This window comes from Alphaproteobacteria bacterium (genome assembly GCA_017308135.1).
Taxonomy (GTDB): domain Bacteria; phylum Pseudomonadota; class Alphaproteobacteria; order CACIAM-22H2; family CACIAM-22H2; genus Tagaea.
In genome coordinates, this window is sequence record JAFKFM010000009.1 from 153,509 (window position 1) to 172,449 (window position 18,941).

24 protein-coding genes and 1 tRNA gene are annotated in these 18,941 nt (G+C 66.6%); 23 read left to right on the plus strand and 2 right to left on the minus strand.

The genetic code is table 11. From position 1 onward, the window contains the following. Positions 1–37: 37 nt before the first annotated feature. The 19 genes from J0H39_13935 (at position 38) to J0H39_14025 (ending at position 15,204) form a co-directional block, all read left to right on the plus strand. Positions 38–940, plus strand: coding sequence for a hypothetical protein (locus J0H39_13935; protein ID MBN9497852.1), 903 nt, complete (start codon positions 38–40; stop codon positions 938–940). A 31-nt stretch (positions 941–971) separates the two neighbouring features. Beyond that, the gene (locus tag J0H39_13940) at positions 972–2,165 is read left to right on the plus strand and encodes a hypothetical protein (GenBank protein ID MBN9497853.1); all 1,194 of its coding nucleotides are present in this window, start codon (positions 972–974) and stop codon (positions 2,163–2,165) included. 80 nt (positions 2,166–2,245) lie between these two features. Beyond that, entirely contained in the window at positions 2,246–2,500 is a 255-nt protein-coding gene (locus J0H39_13945) for a hypothetical protein (protein ID MBN9497854.1), read from the plus strand. A 71-nt stretch (positions 2,501–2,571) separates the two neighbouring features. Beyond that, a complete protein-coding gene (locus J0H39_13950; protein ID MBN9497855.1) occupies positions 2,572–3,498 on the plus strand; it encodes a hypothetical protein in 927 nt (308 codons plus the stop codon). A gap of 17 nt (positions 3,499–3,515) precedes the next feature. Beyond that, positions 3,516–3,839 carry a hypothetical protein gene (locus J0H39_13955; protein MBN9497856.1) on the plus strand — a complete coding sequence of 108 codons (324 nt, stop codon included), beginning with the start codon at positions 3,516–3,518 and terminating at the stop codon, positions 3,837–3,839. Positions 3,840–3,851: 12 nt separating this feature from the next. Further along, entirely contained in the window at positions 3,852–4,505 is a 654-nt protein-coding gene (locus J0H39_13960; GenBank protein ID MBN9497857.1) for a hypothetical protein, read from the plus strand. A gap of 2 nt (positions 4,506–4,507) precedes the next feature. Next, entirely contained in the window at positions 4,508–5,995 is a 1,488-nt protein-coding gene (locus J0H39_13965; protein MBN9497858.1) for a hypothetical protein, read from the plus strand. After that, the gene (locus tag J0H39_13970; GenBank protein ID MBN9497859.1) at positions 5,992–6,366 is read left to right on the plus strand and encodes a hypothetical protein; all 375 of its coding nucleotides are present in this window, start codon (positions 5,992–5,994) and stop codon (positions 6,364–6,366) included. The genes J0H39_13965 and J0H39_13970 overlap by 4 nt, the downstream gene beginning before the upstream one ends. A gap of 5 nt (positions 6,367–6,371) precedes the next feature. Next, positions 6,372–7,205 (plus strand): hypothetical protein, encoded by an 834-nt coding sequence (locus J0H39_13975; protein MBN9497860.1) that lies wholly within the window; start codon positions 6,372–6,374, stop codon positions 7,203–7,205. Further along, positions 7,199–7,603, plus strand: a complete 405-nt coding sequence (locus J0H39_13980; GenBank protein MBN9497861.1) for a hypothetical protein — start codon at positions 7,199–7,201, stop codon at positions 7,601–7,603. The genes J0H39_13975 and J0H39_13980 overlap by 7 nt, the downstream gene beginning before the upstream one ends. Continuing rightward, complete coding sequence (locus J0H39_13985; protein MBN9497862.1) at positions 7,600–8,469, plus strand: hypothetical protein; 870 nt, start codon at positions 7,600–7,602, stop codon at positions 8,467–8,469. Before J0H39_13980 ends, J0H39_13985 begins: the two co-directional genes overlap by 4 nt. Before the next feature lie 10 nt (positions 8,470–8,479). After that, positions 8,480–9,808: a hypothetical protein gene (locus J0H39_13990; GenBank protein ID MBN9497863.1), complete on the plus strand. Its 1,329-nt coding sequence runs from the start codon at positions 8,480–8,482 to the stop codon at positions 9,806–9,808. Beyond that, a complete protein-coding gene (locus J0H39_13995) occupies positions 9,795–11,936 on the plus strand; it encodes a hypothetical protein (protein ID MBN9497864.1) in 2,142 nt (713 codons plus the stop codon). Before J0H39_13990 ends, J0H39_13995 begins: the two co-directional genes overlap by 14 nt. A gap of 207 nt (positions 11,937–12,143) precedes the next feature. Beyond that, positions 12,144–13,025: a hypothetical protein gene (locus J0H39_14000; GenBank protein MBN9497865.1), complete on the plus strand. Its 882-nt coding sequence runs from the start codon at positions 12,144–12,146 to the stop codon at positions 13,023–13,025. Further along, complete coding sequence (locus tag J0H39_14005) at positions 13,022–13,693, plus strand: hypothetical protein (protein ID MBN9497866.1); 672 nt, start codon at positions 13,022–13,024, stop codon at positions 13,691–13,693. The genes J0H39_14000 and J0H39_14005 overlap by 4 nt, the downstream gene beginning before the upstream one ends. Further along, positions 13,690–13,899 carry a hypothetical protein gene (locus tag J0H39_14010; protein MBN9497867.1) on the plus strand — a complete coding sequence of 70 codons (210 nt, stop codon included), beginning with the start codon at positions 13,690–13,692 and terminating at the stop codon, positions 13,897–13,899. Before J0H39_14005 ends, J0H39_14010 begins: the two co-directional genes overlap by 4 nt. Before the next feature lies 1 nt (position 13,900). After that, complete coding sequence (locus J0H39_14015; protein MBN9497868.1) at positions 13,901–14,293, plus strand: peptidase M15; 393 nt, start codon at positions 13,901–13,903, stop codon at positions 14,291–14,293. 3 nt (positions 14,294–14,296) lie between these two features. Continuing rightward, a complete protein-coding gene (locus J0H39_14020) occupies positions 14,297–14,836 on the plus strand; it encodes a hypothetical protein (GenBank protein MBN9497869.1) in 540 nt (179 codons plus the stop codon). Then, complete coding sequence (locus tag J0H39_14025; protein ID MBN9497870.1) at positions 14,833–15,204, plus strand: hypothetical protein; 372 nt, start codon at positions 14,833–14,835, stop codon at positions 15,202–15,204. The genes J0H39_14020 and J0H39_14025 overlap by 4 nt, the downstream gene beginning before the upstream one ends. Positions 15,205–15,447: 243 nt before the next feature. Here J0H39_14025 and J0H39_14030 read toward each other — a convergent pair. Then, positions 15,448–15,522: transfer RNA gene (locus J0H39_14030), tRNA-Val, on the minus strand. Between the two features lie 208 nt (positions 15,523–15,730). Between J0H39_14030 and J0H39_14035 the strand changes: the two genes are divergently transcribed. From J0H39_14035 to J0H39_14050, 4 genes are read left to right on the plus strand one after another with little or no spacing between them, the layout of a single operon-like run. After that, positions 15,731–16,633, plus strand: a complete 903-nt coding sequence (locus J0H39_14035) for an N-formylglutamate amidohydrolase (protein MBN9497871.1) — start codon at positions 15,731–15,733, stop codon at positions 16,631–16,633. Next, on the plus strand, positions 16,630–17,160 hold the full coding sequence (locus J0H39_14040; protein ID MBN9497872.1) for an N-acetyltransferase: 531 nt from the start codon (positions 16,630–16,632) through the stop codon (positions 17,158–17,160). Before J0H39_14035 ends, J0H39_14040 begins: the two co-directional genes overlap by 4 nt. Beyond that, entirely contained in the window at positions 17,157–17,807 is a 651-nt protein-coding gene (locus J0H39_14045) for a tetratricopeptide repeat protein (GenBank protein MBN9497873.1), read from the plus strand. The genes J0H39_14040 and J0H39_14045 overlap by 4 nt, the downstream gene beginning before the upstream one ends. 24 nt (positions 17,808–17,831) lie before the next feature. Next, on the plus strand, positions 17,832–18,209 hold the full coding sequence (locus J0H39_14050; protein MBN9497874.1) for a hypothetical protein: 378 nt from the start codon (positions 17,832–17,834) through the stop codon (positions 18,207–18,209). On the opposite strand, the gene J0H39_14055 is transcribed toward J0H39_14050, so the two are convergent. After that, on the minus strand, positions 18,206–18,775 hold the full coding sequence (locus tag J0H39_14055) for a histidine phosphatase family protein (GenBank protein ID MBN9497875.1): 570 nt from the start codon (positions 18,773–18,775) through the stop codon (positions 18,206–18,208). The genes J0H39_14050 and J0H39_14055 overlap by 4 nt on opposite strands. Positions 18,776–18,941: the final 166 nt, after the last annotated feature.

Genomic DNA, 18,941 nt, shown 5'->3' on the forward strand with positions numbered 1-18,941 from the left:
ACCGGCAGTCCGCCACACCGCAACTCAGAGGAAACCAATGACCGATATGGCGAACGCGCCGGACAATCCGGCCGCGACGGACGCGCTTGCGTCCCAAGGCGGCGCGGAACCCGAGCTGCACGAGCGTGCGACGGACGACCACGGCGATGCCGGAGGCGATAGCGGCGAGGAATCCCTTGCCGATGCCGCACAGGCCGCAGCCGACGAAGGGCTCGAAGATTTCGAGCACGAGGGCAAGACCTACAAGGTTCCGAAGGAGCTGAAGGACGGCTATCTGCGCCAAGCGGATTACACCCGCAAGACGCAGGAAGTGGCCGAATTCCGGAAGTCCCACGAAGCCGAGAAGGCCGCCTTCGCCGCGGAACAACGCGTGCTTCGGGAGTTCAATCGCGACATGACGGAAATCGCCGTCATGGATCGCGATCTCGCGCGCTTCGACCAGATCGACTGGAATCGATGGGCCCAAGAGGATCCGGCCGCGTGCAACGCGGCGATCGCCCAGCGCCAAACCCTCATGAACCAGCGCGCGAGCAAGGTTTCTGAGATTGCGCGCAAGGCGGACGAGCTGGAAGGCAAGCAGCGCAAGGCGCAATCCGAGCGCGCCGCGAACGTCCAGACCGAGATCCGCAAGCTCATTCCCGATTGGTCCGAAGCCAAGGCCCGCGAACTCACCACGTTCGGCAAGGAGCTCGGTTACTCGACCGAGGAACTTCAAGCCGCAACGCCGCGAGACGTGCAGACTCTGCACGAAGCGATGCAATGGCGCCGGCACATCGCAAAGCAGCGCGCCGCCGCGAAGGCTGTCGCTCCGCCCGTCGTCGAACCCGCCCCGACCCCGAAAGCCGGAACCGGCCGCGCCGCACCTCAGCGCGGACCGTCCGACGGCGATTCGATCGATGCGTGGATGGCGAAGCGGAACAAGCAGGTCGCGGGGCGCTAACCGCAGCCCCTAGTCCCGAGAGGACAAATCCATGGCGTCCACGTACCTTACCCCGACGCAGGTGACCCGCGAGGCCCTGCGCATCTTGCATGCCGAGCTCAACTTCATCGGCAACATCAACCGGCAATACGACAAGTCCTATGCCCAGGAAGGCGCCAAGATCGGCGACAGCCTGAAAATCCGCCTGCCGAACAAGTACGTCGTGACCGACGGCGCCGTGATGACCGCGCAGGACGTGACGGAAAGCTCGACCACGCTTCAGGTCAACAACCAGAAGCATGTCGGCATGCGTTTCTCGTCCGCCGATCTGACGCTGTCGATCGACGACTTCTCGAAGCGCTACATCAAGCCCGCGATGACGACGCTGGCGGCGAGCATCGAGGCCGACGCGATCTCGATGTACAAGGACGTTTACCAGATCGTCGATCAGGACGGTTCGGCTTTCACGTTCGATACGTCGCTCGCCGGCAAGGAAGTGCTCGACCTCGCACTCGCGCCGAACGACGGCGATCGGACCTGCCTGTTGATGCCGCGCGATCAGCGCAAGCTGGTCAACGACACCAAGGGCCTGTTCCAGGACTCGGCCTCGGTCGCCAAGCAGTACAAGACCGGCGCCATGGGCCATTCGGCGGGGTTCGACTACTACCAGAACACGATCCTGCCGCTGCACACCACGGGCACGGCCGCCAAGACGACGGGCTACACGGTCAATGGCGCGACCGAGCAGGGCTCGACCATCACGATCCAGACCGGCACGACCTCGTTCCTCAAGGGCGATATCGTGACGTTCGCGGGCTGCTATCGCGTCCACCCCGAGACCAAGCAGGTCACGTCCGACCTTCAGCAATTCGTGGTGACGGCGAATTCGGGCACGTCGGCGACCTCGCTGGCGATCTCGCCCGCGATCGTCGTGTCGGGCGCCAACCAGAACGTCTCCGCCTATCCCGACAACTCGGGCGCGGTCGTGAAGGTCGGTGCGGGTGCGAGCGAAAAGCTGCGCACGTCGCTCGCGTTCCACAAGGATGCGTTCGCGTTCGCCACGGCGGACCTCGTGATGCCCAAGGGCGTGGACTTCGCCGCACGCGAAGTGTTCGACGGCATCTCGATGCGCATCGTGCGGGCCTACGACATCAACAACGACAACATGCCGTGCCGCGTCGACGTGCTGTACGGCTACAAGACGCTCCGCGCCGAACTCGCGGCGCGCATGCACGCCGACGGCTAAACGCCCTGGCGGCATGAGGGGGCGGGGCCTGCGCGCTCCGCCCCATCCCCCTTCCAAATTCGCAGAAAGGAACCGTCATCATGGCGGCCAAGCAACTCTCCGACTACAACCCCGACGGCACGATCCTCGGCCAAGCGGCGGCCGACAAGATCGGCTTCCACGGCACGGCAGGCACGGCGCAGGTGGCACTCTCCGCCACGGCCGCGCTCGCCACCACGGCGGCGACGACCGGTGCCGCGACCTACGGCTTCACGTCCGCGCAGGCGAACGGCATGATCGCCCTCGTCAACGCGCTGCGCGCGGCCCTCGTCACGAAGGGCCTGGCCTCGACGTGATGGCGGGCCGGGTGAAAATCACGGTTCACCTGCTCTCGCGTGGGCGGTCGTCGCAACTGACGGCCGCCCTCATGAGTCTGCGGGACAACGAAAGCGGCGAAAACGACGTACGCTATGTCGTGGCGTGCGACGTTGACGACAAGGCGACGATCGGCACGCTCTACAACCTGCAAGCCAAGCTCCCGCTCGGCTATCGCGTCGGCGAGTGTCCTGTGTCGCTGGACGCGCTGCATAACCGCATTTGCCGCGACGTGCCGGGCGATGTTTACGCCTGCTTCATCGATGACGCGATTTGCCTGTCCAAGGACTGGGACAAGCCGATTGCCGAGGCCTGGCGCGCGAATCCCAAGGGCCTGTGGTGGTGGAAATCGAAGGGCGACGATCTGACGCTCGCGCCCATCACGTCGCATGCCTGGTTCGAGGCGGCCGGCGAGCGCATCTTCCCCGAGCATTTCCCGTTCTGGTGGGGCGACACCTGGCTTTCCGAGGTGTGGGTTCTGGCGACGGAGCGCAATCTCGCGTTCGTCGATGCCGAGTTCCTGGATTGCCCCAAGAAAACCGGGAACATGCGCGAACTCAAGTTCTGGCACGATTTCTACCTCTGGCTCCAACCCCAGCGCATCGCCGAGGCAAAGGCCATCGCCGCGCGCCTGGGCTTCCCGGCGCCGACCATCACGGGCGCGCTGGCGCAAATCGTCGGCGCCCCGAACCCGGATTTCGTGAAGCGCATCGACCAGATCGAAGCGACCCAGGGCGACACGTCGCCGCCGCATGCCGGGTATCTGGAATGCAAGGCGCGCGCGCAAGCCATGATGGCGGGCGCCGAACCGCCGGCCGTTCCCGAAATCGCGATCGACGACCTGCTGACGCCGGAAGTGATCGCGGTGCTTAACAAGCATTTCCCGGGCTTCGATGCGCCGGAGCCCGAGCCGATCCGCCAAGCGCGCGAGGTCGGCCGTTACCTCGCCGAAAATCCGGCCGCGCGCATCCTGGCTTAACCCCGAAAGGACAGAACATGGCTTACGCCGAATACCCCAAGGCGCTCTATGGCGCGAAGGGCTGGGACGATCTCGAGGATCGCCGCCGCGTCCACAACGAAGCCGAGGAATCGGCGGCGCGCGCCGAAGGCTATCGCACGTTGGGCGAGATCGACGCCGACAAGGCCAACGCCGCGCTGGACGCCGCCCCCAAGGTCGCGGCGCCGGAAGCGGCCAAGCCCGCGCCGACGAAGCCCGCCAAGAAGCAAGCCGCCCCCAAGGTCGCGGCGCCGGAAGCGGCCAAGCCCGCGCCGACGAAGCCCGCCAAGAAGCAAGCCGCCCCCAAGGTCGCGGCGCAGTAAGGCGGATCGGCGATGGCGCTCGACACCTACGCCAATCTGAAGGCCTCGCTGGCCGACTGGATCGCGCGCGCGGACCTGACCGCCCAGATCGCGGATTTCGTCGCGCTGTGCGAGGCGCGCGTGAACCGCGAATTGCGCGTGCGCCAGATGGAGGTGACGGGCCCCAACATCTCGACCGTAGCGGGCCAGCGCACGATTCCGCTGCCTGCCGATTTCATTGAGCCGCGGGCCTTCCAGATCGCGGACACGACGAACACGCCGATCACCGGCATGGCGCTCGACCAGTTCAGCACGACCTATGCCGGCAACGGCCAGGGCCGCCCCACGCATTACGCGATCGTCGGCGCCAATCTCTATCTCGGTCCGATCCCCGACGCGGTCTATGCGGTCCAGCCGTTCTACTACGGCAAGATCCCCGCGCTGTCGGACAGCAACACGACCAACTGGCTGCTGACGAACTACCCGAATGTCTATCTCTACGGCTCGCTGATCGAGGCCGAGCCGTTCATGAAGAACGACCTGCGCATCGCGACGTGGCTCGGGCTCTACGATCGCGCGATCGCGGCGATCAAGGGCGAAAACGCGCGCGCGGTGTGGAACGGCGCACCGCTGCGCCCGGCGATCGATATCTCGATCGGCTCGGGCTTCAATATCGCGACGGGCTAAGCATGGCCGTCGTCACGCTGCCTTTCGCCGAATACCGGCCGGACGCCTCGCCGATCGACGGCGCGTTCGCCTCCGTCGCGTCGGGCGTGTTCGCGCGCGGCCCCGACAGCTACGGCCCGCTCGCCTCGCTCTCGACGTTCTCCGACGCTCTCGCCGCGCGGTGCCAGGGCGCATTCGCGGCGCGCGACAAGGCGGGCTCGGTCACCAATTTCGCGGGCGACGCATCGAAGCTCTACAAGCTCGGCGGCGCCGCGTGGTCCGACGTTTCGAAATCCGGCGGCTATGCGCTGCCGACCGACGAGGCGTGGCGCTACGAGCAATTCGGCGAGATCGTCATCGCGGCGACGATTTCGGAGAACCCGCAAGCCTGGACGCTGGGTTCCTCGACCGCGTTCGCCGACCTCGCCGGATCGCCGCCCAAGGCGCGGCACATCGCGGTGATGGACCCGGGCTTCGTCATGCTGGGCGGGCTCGAGAACTATCCCAACCGGCTGCGCTGGTCCGCGATCGAAGATCCGACGGATTGGCCCACGGTCGGCACGAGCGAGGCCGCCGCGAAGCAATCGGATCAACAGGACGTGCCGGTCGGCGGCTGGATCGCCGGGCTGTGCGGCGCGGTCGGCGGCGCGTCGGGCCTCGTGTTCATGGATACCGCGCTCTACCGGCTCGATTACGTCGGCGGGCGCATCATTTTTCAGATTTCGCCGATCGATCGCCGTCGGGGCTTGGTCGCGCCGGACAGCATCGTCAACAACGGCTCGGCCGCGTTCTACCTCGCCGATGACGGGTTCTATGCGTGCGACGGGCAGCGCGCTCTCCCGATCGGCGCGTCGCGGGTCGATAAGGCGTTCTGGTCGGAGATCAATCAGACCTACGTCCATCGCATCGTGGGCGCAGCCGATCCGATCAACAAGCTCGCGATCTGGGCGGTGCCGACGCAGAACAGCGCGAACGGCGATCCCGACAAGCTGTGGATCTATAATTGGCAGCACGATCGCTGGTCCACGGCGGCGATCGACTGCGAGACGATCTGGCGGTCGATGACGGCCGGGTATAACGCCGACAACGCGGACGGCCTGGGCTTCGACACCGATACCTCGCCGTTCGGGCCGGATAGCCGGTTTTGGACCGGCGGCAAACTGCAACTCTCGGCCTTCGATCGCTCGCACCGCTACGCGACGTTCTCGGGCGCCAATCTCGCGGCCCGGATCGAGACCGGCGAGACCGACGGCAAGAACGGGCGCCGCCTGTTCGCGCGCGGCGTGCGGCCCTTGGTTGACGGCGGCACGGTCACGGCGCAGATCGGCTATCGCGACACCCCGCAAGCGGCGGTGAGCTACACGACCGCGACCGGGCCGGGCGTCGACGGCATGTGCCCGCAGCGCATCGATGCCCGGTTCATGCGCGCGCGCGTCGATATCGCGGCTGGCGGAAGCTGGACGCACGCCAAAGCTGCGCAAGTCGATGCCGACGCGTCGGGCGGCCGATGAGCGGCAAGAACCAATTTCCGTCGGTCCCGGACCGCACGCCGGGCGACGACGGTCCGGCTTTGGCGCGCTGGATATCGCTCGCCGCGCGCGCCATCAACTCGGCGATGCGCGGTCAGGTCAACGCGGTGCATCGCGCGGCGGATGCGGATTTCACGCTGGCCGACAACGCCGATTCGACGGTCTTGGTCGACGAACGGCTTGGCTATTACTCGTGGGTGGGCTTCATGCCGATGACCGCCAATGCGGCGGCGGAGATCGGTGCTGGCACGCTCTATGTCGAGGCGAGCGACATGAAGGCGGGGCAATTGACGGTCCGGCACGCGAATAATTCGCAGACCGATCGCACGTTCCGCGCCGTCATCATCGGATAGAAAACATGATCACCGCGAAGGTCAAAGATCGTCCGGGCCTGCTGGACGACGCCGAACGTCTGCGCCGGGCGGGCCGCAACGGCGACCATCTGATCGCCCATATCACGCCCCAGGAGGCCGCGCTGCTCAAGGCGCGCGGCGGGTCCGGCACCATCAACCCGCGCACGGGGTTGTTGGAGTTTTTCGACACCAGCGATCCGATGGGCGGCGCATCCGACTACGGCTATGGCGGCGACCAAACCGACGCCGATCGCGCCGGTTCCGAAAACGCGACCAATGATTTGGTGGGCGCGATCAATGAGGCGGCTGCGGCGACCGATATTATCGATCCGTTTTCGGCGATTGCCTCAAATCAAGTTGGCCCGAAATCGATGCCAGCATATGCCGATACGCGCGGCTTTTTGGGCATGATCGGCGACAACGTTCTTGCCAACTTTCAGGACATGGCCGCGCGCCCCGGAGAGACGCTTACCAATTTGGCGCTCGGCGCTCTCGTGCCCGGCTATTCGCTCATAAACGCTGCGGTTGCGGCTGGAAAACCCGGCAACACGCTCGCTGGATATGCGCTTGACGCTGCAAAAGGCGGGGTGATGTCCGAGTACATGGGCGCCGACGAGGCGCCAAGCACACCGACGGACCCCGACGGCTTCGCCAGCGACAGCCGCGGCGGCACCGGGGAGCAGGGCCAAGCGCCGTTCCAGCGCACCGGCATGTTCGGCGGCGAGACCACGACCGACCAGATCGTCCGCGACGCGATCCGCCGCGCGATCGTCTACAAGCCCGGCGCCTATAATTCCTGGCAGGGCAACCGCTTCGTCATCCCGGATATCCAATGGTGAAGCTGCACAACGTGCCCACGGCCGACGCCGAACGCGCTTGGCCGCTGGTGCGCGCCCATATCGAACGCACGGCCGAGACTTCGGCCGGCGAGATGACCGCCGACGACATCAAGGCCCGCATCGCATCGGGCGATTTCCAGTTGTGGATCGTGCTGGACGGCGCCGATCTGCTCGCGACCGTGCTGACCGAAGTGGTCTCCTATCCGCAACGCAAGGTGTGTTTCATCGTCGGCTGCGTCGGCGAACACCGCGTGAAGTGGATCCATCTGATCGCCGAAATCGAGGATTGGGCGCGCCTTCAGGGCTGCGCCACGTCGAGGATTCGCGCGCGCAAGGGGTGGGTGAAAGTCCTGCCCGATTACAAAATCGCCCATATCGTTTTGGAGCGCGCGCTATGACCCATATCCCCGGCGCACCGCGCGACACGACGCGCGCGGCCTTCCTCGGCGGCTCCGGCGCCGGTTCCGGCGGCTCGACCGTGCAGACCTCGACGCAAAGCGCCACGCCCTACAACGCGGCGCAGCTTCAGGACGTGTTCGCCAAGGCGAAGGACCAGTTCGGCGACGGATCGGGCTATTCGTTCTACCCGAATTCGACCGTCGTCCCGTTCTCGAACCAGACCGAGGCGGCGCTGCTCGGCACCGAGAACAAGGCGAACGCGGCGAGCCCGCTGCTGGGGGCCGCCAACACCAACCTGACCGCGACGCTCAACGGCGATTTCCTGTCCGCCGGCAACCCGAATTTCTCGGCGATGGTCGATCGCATCTCGAACGAGGTGCGGCCGCGCGTCGATAGCCAATTCGCGGCGGCGGGACGCTACGGCGGCGGCGCGCATGCCAACGCCAGCGCTTCCGCGCTCGCCGACGCCACGTCGTCGCTCGCGTTCCAGAACTACGATCAGGAACGCACGCGCCAGATGCAGGGCCAAGCGCTGGCCCCGCAGACCTACGGCGCGCAGTTCCTGCCCGAGCAGATGCTGGCGAGCGTGGGTGCTGCGCGCGAAGGCAAGGCGGCCGAGGATTTGGGCGATCAGATCCAGCGCTTCAATTTCAGCCAAGCGGCCCCGGACGAAGCGTTGCGCCGCTACGCCTCGCTCGTCGCGGGCGGCAGCTATGGCGGGCAGACCGTCACGCAGACGCCGATGTATCGCAACCAGGGTGCGAGCCTGCTCGGCGGCGCGCTGTCGGGCGCCGCCCTCGGCCAGATGACCGGCCTGGGTGCGGGATACGGCGCGGCCGGCGGCGCGCTTCTCGGTCTGATCTAAGGGGGCGGACATGACCACTTCGTTGCTCGGCGGTCTCGACGATCCCAAAACCGCCGCTCTGCTCGGTTTCGCCGCACCCCTGATGCAGGCGGGCGGCTGGTCGGCGCAGCCCGTCTCGCTCGGCCAAGCGCTGGGTGCCGCGCTTCAAAACGGCATGGCGAGCTACGGTCAGTACCGGCAGGCCCGGCGCGTCGGCGAGCTTCAGGATTTGCAGATCGCCGACGCCAAGCGCCAGAGCGACGATCGCGCGGCGCGACGCGGCGCCTATGACGCGCTGTTCGCGGCCCCCAAGATGCCCGAGACGATGACCGGCGGCCCGACCCGCGCGAACGCGGCCGCATTGCCGCCTTCCCTCGCGCAGCAGATGGGTTTCAGCCCGGCCGAGATCGAAACGTTGCGCGCGCTCGGCCCCGACGCGGGCATGCAGATGGTCGCGCAACGCACGTTGACCAAGCGCGAACCGATCAAGCTTTCGGCGGGCGATACGCTGCTCGATCCGCTGTCGAAGGCGCCGATCTTCACCGCGCCCGCCAAGCCGAATGCGCCGAACAGCTTCGAAACGGCACTGTCGGCGGCGGGCCTGCAACCCGGCACGCCCGAATATCAGAAGGCGGCGCGCGACTACGTGACGCGCCTGGGCACGCCGCCGGGCACGACCGTGACGATCGATCAAAAGCAGGACGGCGCCGAGGCGTCCGATTACGGCAAAGCGCTGGTCGACGAATACAAGACGGTGCGCGAGCGCGGCAACGCGGCGAACGACGCGCGCAATCAGCTCGCCATGGCGCGCACCATCGCCACGACCGGCCCGGACGGCCGCGAATTGCCCTCCGCCTTGCAAATGCAGATCGGCAACGCGGCGGCGGCACTCGGCTTCAACACGGAATCGCCCGCCGCCAAGCAATTGCTGGGTCGCGTGACCGACGGCCAGGCCTTCGTCGGCACGATGCAAAACCTCGTGCTGACCAAGATGCAGGCGCAGAAAGGCCCGCAGACCGAGAACGACGCCAAGCGCATCGAAAGCACGGTGTCGAGCCTGGGCAACACGCCCGCCGCCCGCGATTTCCTGCTGCGCTCGGCCGATGCGCTGGCCCAGCTCGACCAGTACCAGCATCAATTCTGGGAGGAGTACCGCGCCAGCAGCCCGAAGAAATCCTTCGAGGGTGCGGCCATCGCGTGGCGCGACTGGCGCAACAAGACCCCGCTGCTCGGCGTCAACCCGAACAGCAATCTGCCGGTGTTCCTGCCGGAATTCATGGAGAAGGCGCGCGACGCGAATCCCAATGTCAGCGACGGCGAAATCCTGAACCAGTGGCGGGTGAAATATGGCCGCCGCTGAGTTCGTCGATCCGTTCGATGCGCCGGCGGCGCTGGCCGCGCGTGCCGCCGCGCTGCCGCCCGGTCCGCCGCAAGGCGCGGGCAATTTCGTCGACCCGTTCGACAAGCCCGGCGCGTTGCCGGGCGCGGAGCTGCGCGCCGCCCCGGCGGGCACGAAAATCCCGGATTCGACCGTCATCCGCGACGACCCCGCGTTCGGCGCGTCCGGCGGGGCCGCCGTGCTGTCGAGCCTGCCGCCCGACGACAAGGGCAAGATCCGCGTGCTGTCGCGCCAGATGGGCATTCCCGAACAGCAATTCGGCGTGATCGACGGCAATATCGTCTATGTCGGCAAGGACGGCCGGATCAATCGCGCGATCCCGTCGGTGCGCGGCGCGACCGGACCGATCGATGCGGTCAAACGCCTCGGGCCGTGGCTCGGCAGCGAATTCGGCCCGACTTTGCCCGGTGTGGCCGCCGGTGCGGCGGGAATCGCGACCGCGCCGTTCCTGGGCGGCGTGCCAGGCGCAACCGCTGCCGCCGGTGCGACCGACGTTGCGCGCCAAGCGGTCGGCAACATGGTCGCGGGTCGCGATGCGCTGGATATCGACGGCTACAACGCGCTGGGCCAAGCCGCGATGGGTGGCGGCGGTCAAGCCATCGCGCGCGGGATTTCGGCGCTGCTCTCGCGCAATCCGCTCAAAATCGCGCCGTTCGATCGCAAGGCCGCGACGGCGCCTCAAACGCAAGCCGCCGCGCAGCAGGCGCGCGACGACGCCAAATCGATCGGCGTCGATCTGTCGTTCGGGCAGGCCACGCGCTTGCCGAGTTCGATGGTGACCGAGCGCCAGCTTGCCCGCGACAACGCGGCGATGGACGTGATGCGCCAGTTCTTCCAGAACCAGCGCGGTCAGGTCTCGCGCGCCGTGGACGACGTGACCGGCGCGATCTCGCCCGTGCAATCGACCGAGGAAGGTGCGCGCCTGCTGCGCGAGGGGGCGGGTAAGGCCGTGCAGAAGGCGGTTGACGAGCGCCGCGCGGTCGCGCGCCCGGCCTACGAAAAGGCGCTCGACGAAGCCCCGCCCTTCATGAACGACGCGCTGGCTACGCTGATGAAACGGCCGTCGATGCGCGACGCCTGGACCTCGGCACAGCGTTTGGCGGCCGAGGAAGGGCGCGATCTGCCGCAGTATTTCAAGGAAGTCGACGGCAAGCTCGTGCTGCAATCGGCGCCCGATTGGCGCGCCTGGGACTACATCAAGCGCGGCCTGGACAGCGTGGTCGAGGGCAATAAGACCGTGACCGGCGTCAACTCCGTCGGTCGCGCCGTCGCCCGCACCAAAGACGAAATGCTGAAGATCCTCGACGCGGCGAACCCGGACTACGCCGCCGCGCGCAAGGCTTTCGCCGGAAAGTCGCCCGAGATCGATGCGCTGACCGGCGGCCCCGTCGGCCAGCTCGCCGACAAGGAAACGCCGAATCTCGCGCGCGACGCCGGCGCCCTGTTCGATTTTCGCCGGATCGGCCCGCAAGGCGTCGCCCAGGCCCGCGCGGCATTCGAACGCGCCCAGCAGATCGACCAATGGAATGCCGGGCTCTCGACCTATCTGCGCGATCAATTCGCCGCGGCCAACGGCTCGCCGCGCCAGTTCATCAATCGCGTGTGGGGCAACGAGGCGAACCAGCGCGAACGCGACGTGCTGCGCGCCGCGATGACGCCCGTGCAATGGCAGGGCTTCCAGCGCCTGATGCAAACCCTGGATCATGTCGCGGTCACGTTGCCCGAGGGCTCGCCGACCGCGACGGATATCACCGGGCTGATGGCGCTGCGCGATCAGTTCGGCGGTGCCGCGCGCGCCGCCGGGCGCTTGACCTCGCCGCAACGCATGCTCGATGTCGGCGGCGCCATCGGCGATCGCGTGGCCTCGCGCATGTCGGACGAGGGCATGCTGAAACTCGCTCAGGCCGTGACCGACCCGAACAATCTCGACGCGCTGAAAAAACTCAGGATGCTGGGCCCGAAATCCGAGGCGGCACTGCAACTCGCGGCGCAACTTCTCGGACAGTCGACGGCGGGAATGACCCCGCTGCGCTCGCCAGCCGATTTTGCGCCGCCCGCTCTTTCCGAGCCGAGCGCCAATCCGCGATGACACAGAACGGCATCACCAAAACCAGGAACCAGAACGCGTAAGCAAGGCCGCGCTCGGGCCGTCCCGCGACGACCCAGCCGATCAGACACATGAGCATGCCCGTGGACATCATCACCACGAAACCGCTCGCCGTGTAGTGCCAACGCATCATCCGAGAAACCTACCACAGCCCGGCCGCCACGCCGGGCTTTTTCGTGGGGCAAGCCGATGTCCAAGGACAAGATCAGCGATTTCGACGCCACGGCCGCGAACAACACCGACATCGGCGGTGTGAATATCGGGGAAAACTGCCCGATGTCGGGGCTCAACAACGCCCAACGTCAGATGATGGCGATTCTGAAGGCCATGTACGCCGGCACGTCGGGCGATGTGTGGCCGATCGCGGCGGGCGGGACGGGGGCAACGTCTGCCGCCGCAGCCCTGGCGGCCTTGGGCGTGAAGAAGGGCGCCAGCGTCGCGTCGGCAACGTCCTGCGACATTTGGGCGGGCGCTGATGGCGACTATCTCCACGTCACCGGGACGACGACGATCACCGGCCTCGGCACGGCCCCCAACACGGGCGCCGAACGGACCATCGTTTTCGACGACGTTCTGACCCTGACGCATCACGCCACATCGTTGATCCTGCCCGGCGGCGCGAACATCACGACGGCGGCCGGCGACGTTGCCCGGGTGCGCGCCGAGACGACAGCCAACATGCGCGTGGTGGCCTATGTGAAGGCCGACGGCACCCCCGTTGTCGTGCCGACCGTGCCCGCCGCGAAGCTCGGCGGCGGCACCGTTGGCGCGGTCGGCTACAGCGCCACGCCCTACAGCGCGGGCACAAAATCCTCGGGCACGTTCACGCCCGATCCGGCCAACGGCAATTTCCAATACGCGACGAACGGCGGGGCGCACACCCTGGCGCCGCCCGCCTCGGATTGCACGATGGTCGTCCAGTACACGAACAACGGCTCGGCGGGTGCCGTCACGACCAGCGGATTCACGAAGGTCACGGGCTCGTTCACGACGACGAACGGCGACGATTTCATGTGCTACATCACGCGATGCAACGGGTTCATGCACCTGCATATCCAGGCGCTGCAATGACGTTCCCGTTCCCCATCGTGGCGCCGCCCGCCTCGACTCCCGCCTCGGTCACGAACGTCGCGCACGACACGCAAAACACCGCGCTGACGACCTATACGTTTTCGTCGCTGTCGCTGGGGGCGGCCGACGCCACGCGCCGGATCGTCGTCGCGATCGCGGGGCAGCGCTTGGGTTCGCCCGCCGAGGTCTCCAGCGTGACGGTCGCGGGTATTTCGGCGTCGCGGGTCAAGGTGCAGCAGACCGGCAACGGCAACGATCACACGGTCGAGCTTTGGGCCGCCGCCGTGCCCACGGGCACAAGCGGCAATGTCGTCGTCACCTTCAACACCGGGCATCTGCGCTGCTCGGTTTCGGTGTTCCGCCTGCTCGATGCGGCCGCGACCGCGCACGCGACTTCCAGCGCCACGAACAGCAGCGCCGCCGTGTCGGCGGCGATCGATATTCCCGCCGACGGCGTGGCGATCGCCGCCGCTTACGACAACGGCAACACGACCTACACCTGGACGAATCTGACCGAGCGCACCGACCAAGGCGGTGCCGGCAACAACACGCTTTCCACGGCCTGCGACGATTTCGCGTCGGCGCAATCCGCGCGCTCGATCACCGCGACGCAAGCCTCGAACAATGCGCCCCAGGCGCTGGTGATCGCCTCATGGGGGCCAGCATGAACCTCAACCAGATCATCGACCAGAACGAGCCCGTCGCGCGCATGGCGGATGCGGCCAGCGTGGCGACGCTCGGCGCCGTGGCGCTGGGCTGGCTGCCCCACATCGCGACCGTGCTGACGGTCGTGTGGATGGGATTCCGGCTCGCCAACGAGATCCACAAATGGCGCACGCGCAACGAGCGCATGGGCCGCCGGAAGGATGATTGAGATGACCGACTGGAACGCCAAATACTTCAAGCCCGAGGAGTTCGCGTGCAAGTGCGGCAACTGCGGCGGGCGCTCGGAAATGGACGCGGGCACGGTCGAGCGCCTTGACCGGCTGCGCGAGCGCTACGGCAAGCCGCTGGCGATATCGTCGGGCTTTCGCTGCGAGAAGCACATCAGCGAAATGGGCAAGACGACCGTTGGCGCGCATCGCCAGGGCCGCGCGGTCGATATCCCGTGTGCGGGGCCTGATGCGTTCAAGCTAATGTCGCTGGCCGTCGAGCTTGGCTTTACGGGCGTCGGCATCAGCCAGCGTGCGGGGCAACCGCGCTTTATCCACCTCGACGATGCGCCCCCGGCCGAGGGGCAGCCGCGTCCGACCTGCTGGAGCTATTGAGCCATGGACCCGATCACGATCGCGCTGGGCCTTGCCCAGTTCGTGCCGACGGCTATTCGCTGGATTTCAGGCGACGACAAATCGAAGGCCGCCGATGCCGCCGACAAGCTGATCGGCGTTGCAAAGTCCGTCACAGGTAAGCCGGACGGTGCGGCCGCGCTGGCGGCAATCCAGGCGGACCCGGCCCTTGCGCTCAAAATGCAGGAATCTTGGAACACGCATGAGGCGTTCCTTTGGCGCGAGGAAACCGACCGGCTCAAGGCCGTCAACGAGACGATGCGCGCGGAATCGACCTCGGTCGACCCGTGGCAACGCCGCTGGCGTCCGTTCTGGGGGTTCGCTGCCGCCGTGCAGTTCAATATCTGCGCGACCGGTATCATCGGCTTGGCGATCTACGCGGTCGCGAAACGCGATGTCGAGATGATCCGCGCGCTCCCCGACATCATCACGGCGATGGCGCTGCTGTTCTCGATCCCCGGCGCAATCCTTGGCGTGGCGTCTTGGATGCGCGGCCGCACCCAGCTTGAACAGGCGAAACGATGACCAAGCAACGCCCCTACTATCTCGACGTGACGCAACAGTATGTGCTGCGCCACGCTTGCCGATCCATCCTCGAATCGTTCGGCACGCCGCCCATGCTGGTCGGGTCGTGCTTAGAGCGGGCCGATTTTCGCGATGTCGACCTGCGCTTGATGATGGACGACGCCGAATTCGACGCGCTGTTTCCCGGCTATGATCCGAGCGTCGGGACGTGCGCGCGGTTGGCGTTCTTGAATGCGGCCATCTCGTCTTACCTCGCCGCGCGAACCGGCCTGCCGATCGATTTCCAGTTTCAGCGCAGGACCGAGGCCAACGAAAAATACGGTGGGCAAAAGCGTAATTCGCAGTTCGTGAGCCGCGCCTGCCCCTAACGCGCCCGACCTGACCTCTCAGCAATAGGCCCCGTCTCCGGTCACCCGGGGGCGGGCTTTTTGCGTTTCAGGGTGCCGGGAACATCCGCGAACGCGACGTTCGGGGGCTGCACCGAATTTGCACCACTTCCTATTCCGTTCTGTGCCGTTGTGTGCCGAATTGCGGGCTACGGACGGGGTTCGTTCTCACGATGCTGATCCGCGAGAAACCCAGGAAATGCTGGATTTTATTGAGGAACCGGATGGTGGGCGCTACAGGGATTGAACCTGTGACCCCTACCATGTCAAGGTAGTGCTCTCCCGCTGAGCTAAGCGCCCATCCGGCCAGGAAGGCGGCGATATAGACAGGGAAGCCCGGGTTTGGCAAGTGCCCGTCGCAATCCCTTTCGAAGTTCCGCCGCCGGCCTGCGCAAAGCCCGATTTTCGGGCGTTTTCAAGGGGGTCCGTCTCTTCGCCGACCGCGTTCGCGGGCGCGCGAAGGCGGTTCGTCCGCCGCCCCGCCCTTCGTCGTCGCGCCGATTCGTATATGACGTCCAGCACCGCCGAAATCCTCGATCCCGATCCCCCCTTCGCGCTGGCCGGCGACGCACCGGCCGCATGGCGCGTGCCGCTGGTTTTTTCGTCGCCCCATTCGGGCAGCATCTACACCTCGGCCTTTCAGGCGAGTTCCAAGCTCGACCCCGTGTCCTTGCGCCGGTCCGAGGACGCCTTCGTCGACGAATTGTTCGCGCGCGGGGCCGCGGCCGCCGGCGCGCCTTTGTTGAACGCGCTGTTCCCGCGCGCCTATGTCGACGTCAACCGCGAGAAGTGGGAGCTCGACCCCGCGATGTTCGACGGGAAGCTGCCCGATTTCGTCAACACGCGCTCGCCGCGCGTGGGCGGGGGCTTGGGCACGCTCGCGCGCGTCGTCGCCAACGGCACCGATATCTATCGCGGCAAATTGTCGTTTTCCGAAGCGCGAAGGCGCGTCGAAACGCTCTACGCGCCCTATCACGCCGCACTCGCCGATCTTCTCGCGCGCGGCACCGCGAAATTCGGCCGCGTCGCGCTGATCGATTGCCACTCGATGCCCTCGATCGGCGGCCCGATGGACCGCGACCCCGGCAAGCGCCGCGCCGATTTCGTGCTCGGCGATTGTCACGGCCGGGCTTGCGCCCCCAGCTTGATCGACGCGGCCGAGCGGCATCTGCGCGACGCGGGCTACGCCGTCGCGCGCAACGAGCCTTACGCGGGCGGCTATATCACGCGCCATTACGGGCAACCCGCCAACGGCCATCACGCGCTTCAGATCGAAATCAACCGCGGCCTTTATATGGACGAAGCGCGCATCGCGCCCGCACCCGGCTTCGACAAGTTGCGCAACGCGCTGACGGCGCTGACCGCAGTTCTCGCTTCCATCGCCCCGACACTTCCCGGACCCCAAGAATGATCATTCGCGACGCCGCCGACACCGACCTGCCCGCCATCCACGCGATCTACGCCCATCACGTCGCCAACGGGCTTGGCACGTTCGAGGAAGCGCCGCCCACGCTCGATGAGATGCGCGGCCGGCGTGCCGCGATCGTCGACAAAGGCTTGCCATGGTTGGTCGCGACCGACACGAACGGCGTTATCCTCGGCTACGCCTATGCCGGACCGTTCCGGCCGCGCTCGGCCTATCGCTTCGCGGTCGAGGATTCGATCTATGTCGCGCCCGGCGCGGCACGCAAAGGTGTCGGCAAAAAACTTCTCGCCGAGTTGATCGCCCGTTGCCAAGCCTGGGGGGCGCGGCAGATGCTGGCGGTGATCGGCGATTCGGGCAATGCGGGATCGATCGGCGTGCACAAATCGCTCGGGTTCGAACATGGCGGCATCATGCACGCCGTCGGTTTCAAGCATGGACGCTGGGTCGACGTCGTGATCATGCAACGCGCTTTAGGGGACGGCCGGGATACGCTCCCGCCGGCGGGACGATGAGCGAAGCCGATACGCGCCTGCAAGCCGCACTGGACGCGCATACGAAAGGCCGCTTGGCGGAAGCCGAAGCGATCTACGCCGCGATCCTCGTCGACCGGCCGGACGACGTGGACGCGCTCAATCTCGGCGGCCTCGCCCTTCATGCGCTGGGCAAGCGCGATGCGGCGCGCGTGCGGCTCGAACGCGCGGTGAAGCTGCTGCCCGAATTCGCCGACGCGCACGCCAATTTGGGCGCGGTGCTCCGCTTGGAAGGCGAGTTCGACGCCGCCGCCGATTGCTTTTTGAAGGCGCTGGAACTCGATCCGTCCAACGGCTTGGCGGCCAATAATCTCGGCCTCGTGCGCATGGCGCAGGAACGGCCGATGGAAGCGCTGGGCGCCTTCGGCCAGGCGCGCGCGTTGTTGCCGGGCCAGCCCGATATTCTGGTCAATGTCGCGATCGCCAAACTCACCATCGGCAACGCGAAGGACGCGCTCGCCGATCTCGAATTGATGGCCGAAGCCGCGGGCAAAAACGCGCGCGGCCATTATTGGCGCGGCCGCGTGCTGGAAGCGCTGGACCGCAAGGCGGATGCGGTCGCCGCCTACGAAAAGGCGCTCAGCCTCGACCCCGATCACAAGGATGCGAAAGCCGCGCTCGGGCGGTAAGGAAAAAGAACCAGGGAGCGACCCATGAAAGCGTCGTCGTTCTGCTTCGTCGCGGGCGTTTTGTGCGCGATCATCGGCATGGCGATGGGATTGCAAATGGCGATTTCGGGCGAGCATTTGCAGAAACCCGCCCACGCGCATGTGAACCTGCTCGGCTGGGTCTCGCTGTTCCTCTACGGCGTCTATTACCGGCTGAACCCGGAGATCGATCCGACGAAGCTCGCGATATGGCAAGCGCGCGTGGCGCTGGGCAGCGTGCTGGTGATGACGATCGGGCTGTGGTTTCTCTATGCGGGCGCGGAAGCCGCCGAACCGCTTGCGGCGGCCGGTTCGCTGGGCGCCTTCGCGTCACTGCTGATCTTCGCGTTCATCGTCATCCGCAAGGAACGCGTGAAGCGTTAGCAGCTATGAAACCCCGCGCCCTCGATCGGGGCTGGCATCCAGATGCCAAGCAGCCGACCGCGCGGGGGGACAGGCTCCAACACCAGCGCCGCCCCTTCGGGAAAGGCGCGCTGCGCCACGCTCTCGCCCAGCACCATGATCGCGGGCGTGCGGTGCCCGACCAGCACGCGGTTGGCACCGGGTGCCACGGGCGCCGAAAACAAGCGCGCATGCGCTTCGAGCACGGCGTCCAATCTGCCGCCCGCGTAATCGTCGGCGATCAAATCGTCGGTCACACGCACATTGCTTTCGCCGAACGCGAGTTCCGCCGTATCGCGCGCGCGGAAAACCGGTCCGGCGAGAACCGGCAATGCGATGCGAATGTCTCGGGCGCGCAATTCTTCGCCGATCCGGCGCGATTGGTCCCGACCGGCGGCGGAGATATTGCGCTGACCGTCGCGATCACCGATGCGGAAAGTCCGATCGCACTTCATGCCCAACGTGACGGCGTGACGGAAGAACAGCACCAGCCCGCCCGCGCGCAACCGCTCGATCAACACGCGGCCCTCGGCGCTGTCGCCGGTCACTGGCGTAACCTGCTGGGCGGCGGCGGCCGACGCGATAAATACCAGGAATAACACGGTAATTAGCCGGCGAACGGGCATTTCGGCGATCCCCGAAAAAGAAAAGGGCCGCGCTTTGCAGCACGGCCCAAGTTTAGGGAGGAAACGCCCAAGAAACGACCCGGAGGCC

Coding starts and splice junctions, on each gene's coding strand:
- J0H39_13935 (MBN9497852.1), top strand. CDS start 38: ATGACCGATATGGCGAACGCGCCGGACAATCCGGCCGCGACGGACGCG.
- J0H39_13940 (MBN9497853.1), top strand. CDS start 972: ATGGCGTCCACGTACCTTACCCCGACGCAGGTGACCCGCGAGGCCCTG.
- J0H39_13945 (MBN9497854.1), top strand. CDS start 2,246: ATGGCGGCCAAGCAACTCTCCGACTACAACCCCGACGGCACGATCCTC.
- J0H39_13950 (MBN9497855.1), top strand. CDS start 2,572: ATGAGTCTGCGGGACAACGAAAGCGGCGAAAACGACGTACGCTATGTC.
- J0H39_13955 (MBN9497856.1), top strand. CDS start 3,516: ATGGCTTACGCCGAATACCCCAAGGCGCTCTATGGCGCGAAGGGCTGG.
- J0H39_13960 (MBN9497857.1), top strand. CDS start 3,852: ATGGCGCTCGACACCTACGCCAATCTGAAGGCCTCGCTGGCCGACTGG.
- J0H39_13965 (MBN9497858.1), top strand. CDS start 4,508: ATGGCCGTCGTCACGCTGCCTTTCGCCGAATACCGGCCGGACGCCTCG.
- J0H39_13970 (MBN9497859.1), top strand. CDS start 5,992: ATGAGCGGCAAGAACCAATTTCCGTCGGTCCCGGACCGCACGCCGGGC.
- J0H39_13975 (MBN9497860.1), top strand. CDS start 6,372: ATGATCACCGCGAAGGTCAAAGATCGTCCGGGCCTGCTGGACGACGCC.
- J0H39_13980 (MBN9497861.1), top strand. CDS start 7,199: ATGGTGAAGCTGCACAACGTGCCCACGGCCGACGCCGAACGCGCTTGG.
- J0H39_13985 (MBN9497862.1), top strand. CDS start 7,600: ATGACCCATATCCCCGGCGCACCGCGCGACACGACGCGCGCGGCCTTC.
- J0H39_13990 (MBN9497863.1), top strand. CDS start 8,480: ATGACCACTTCGTTGCTCGGCGGTCTCGACGATCCCAAAACCGCCGCT.
- J0H39_13995 (MBN9497864.1), top strand. CDS start 9,795: ATGGCCGCCGCTGAGTTCGTCGATCCGTTCGATGCGCCGGCGGCGCTG.
- J0H39_14000 (MBN9497865.1), top strand. CDS start 12,144: ATGTCCAAGGACAAGATCAGCGATTTCGACGCCACGGCCGCGAACAAC.
- J0H39_14005 (MBN9497866.1), top strand. CDS start 13,022: ATGACGTTCCCGTTCCCCATCGTGGCGCCGCCCGCCTCGACTCCCGCC.
- J0H39_14010 (MBN9497867.1), top strand. CDS start 13,690: ATGAACCTCAACCAGATCATCGACCAGAACGAGCCCGTCGCGCGCATG.
- J0H39_14015 (MBN9497868.1), top strand. CDS start 13,901: ATGACCGACTGGAACGCCAAATACTTCAAGCCCGAGGAGTTCGCGTGC.
- J0H39_14020 (MBN9497869.1), top strand. CDS start 14,297: ATGGACCCGATCACGATCGCGCTGGGCCTTGCCCAGTTCGTGCCGACG.
- J0H39_14025 (MBN9497870.1), top strand. CDS start 14,833: ATGACCAAGCAACGCCCCTACTATCTCGACGTGACGCAACAGTATGTG.
- J0H39_14035 (MBN9497871.1), top strand. CDS start 15,731: ATGACGTCCAGCACCGCCGAAATCCTCGATCCCGATCCCCCCTTCGCG.
- J0H39_14040 (MBN9497872.1), top strand. CDS start 16,630: ATGATCATTCGCGACGCCGCCGACACCGACCTGCCCGCCATCCACGCG.
- J0H39_14045 (MBN9497873.1), top strand. CDS start 17,157: ATGAGCGAAGCCGATACGCGCCTGCAAGCCGCACTGGACGCGCATACG.
- J0H39_14050 (MBN9497874.1), top strand. CDS start 17,832: ATGAAAGCGTCGTCGTTCTGCTTCGTCGCGGGCGTTTTGTGCGCGATC.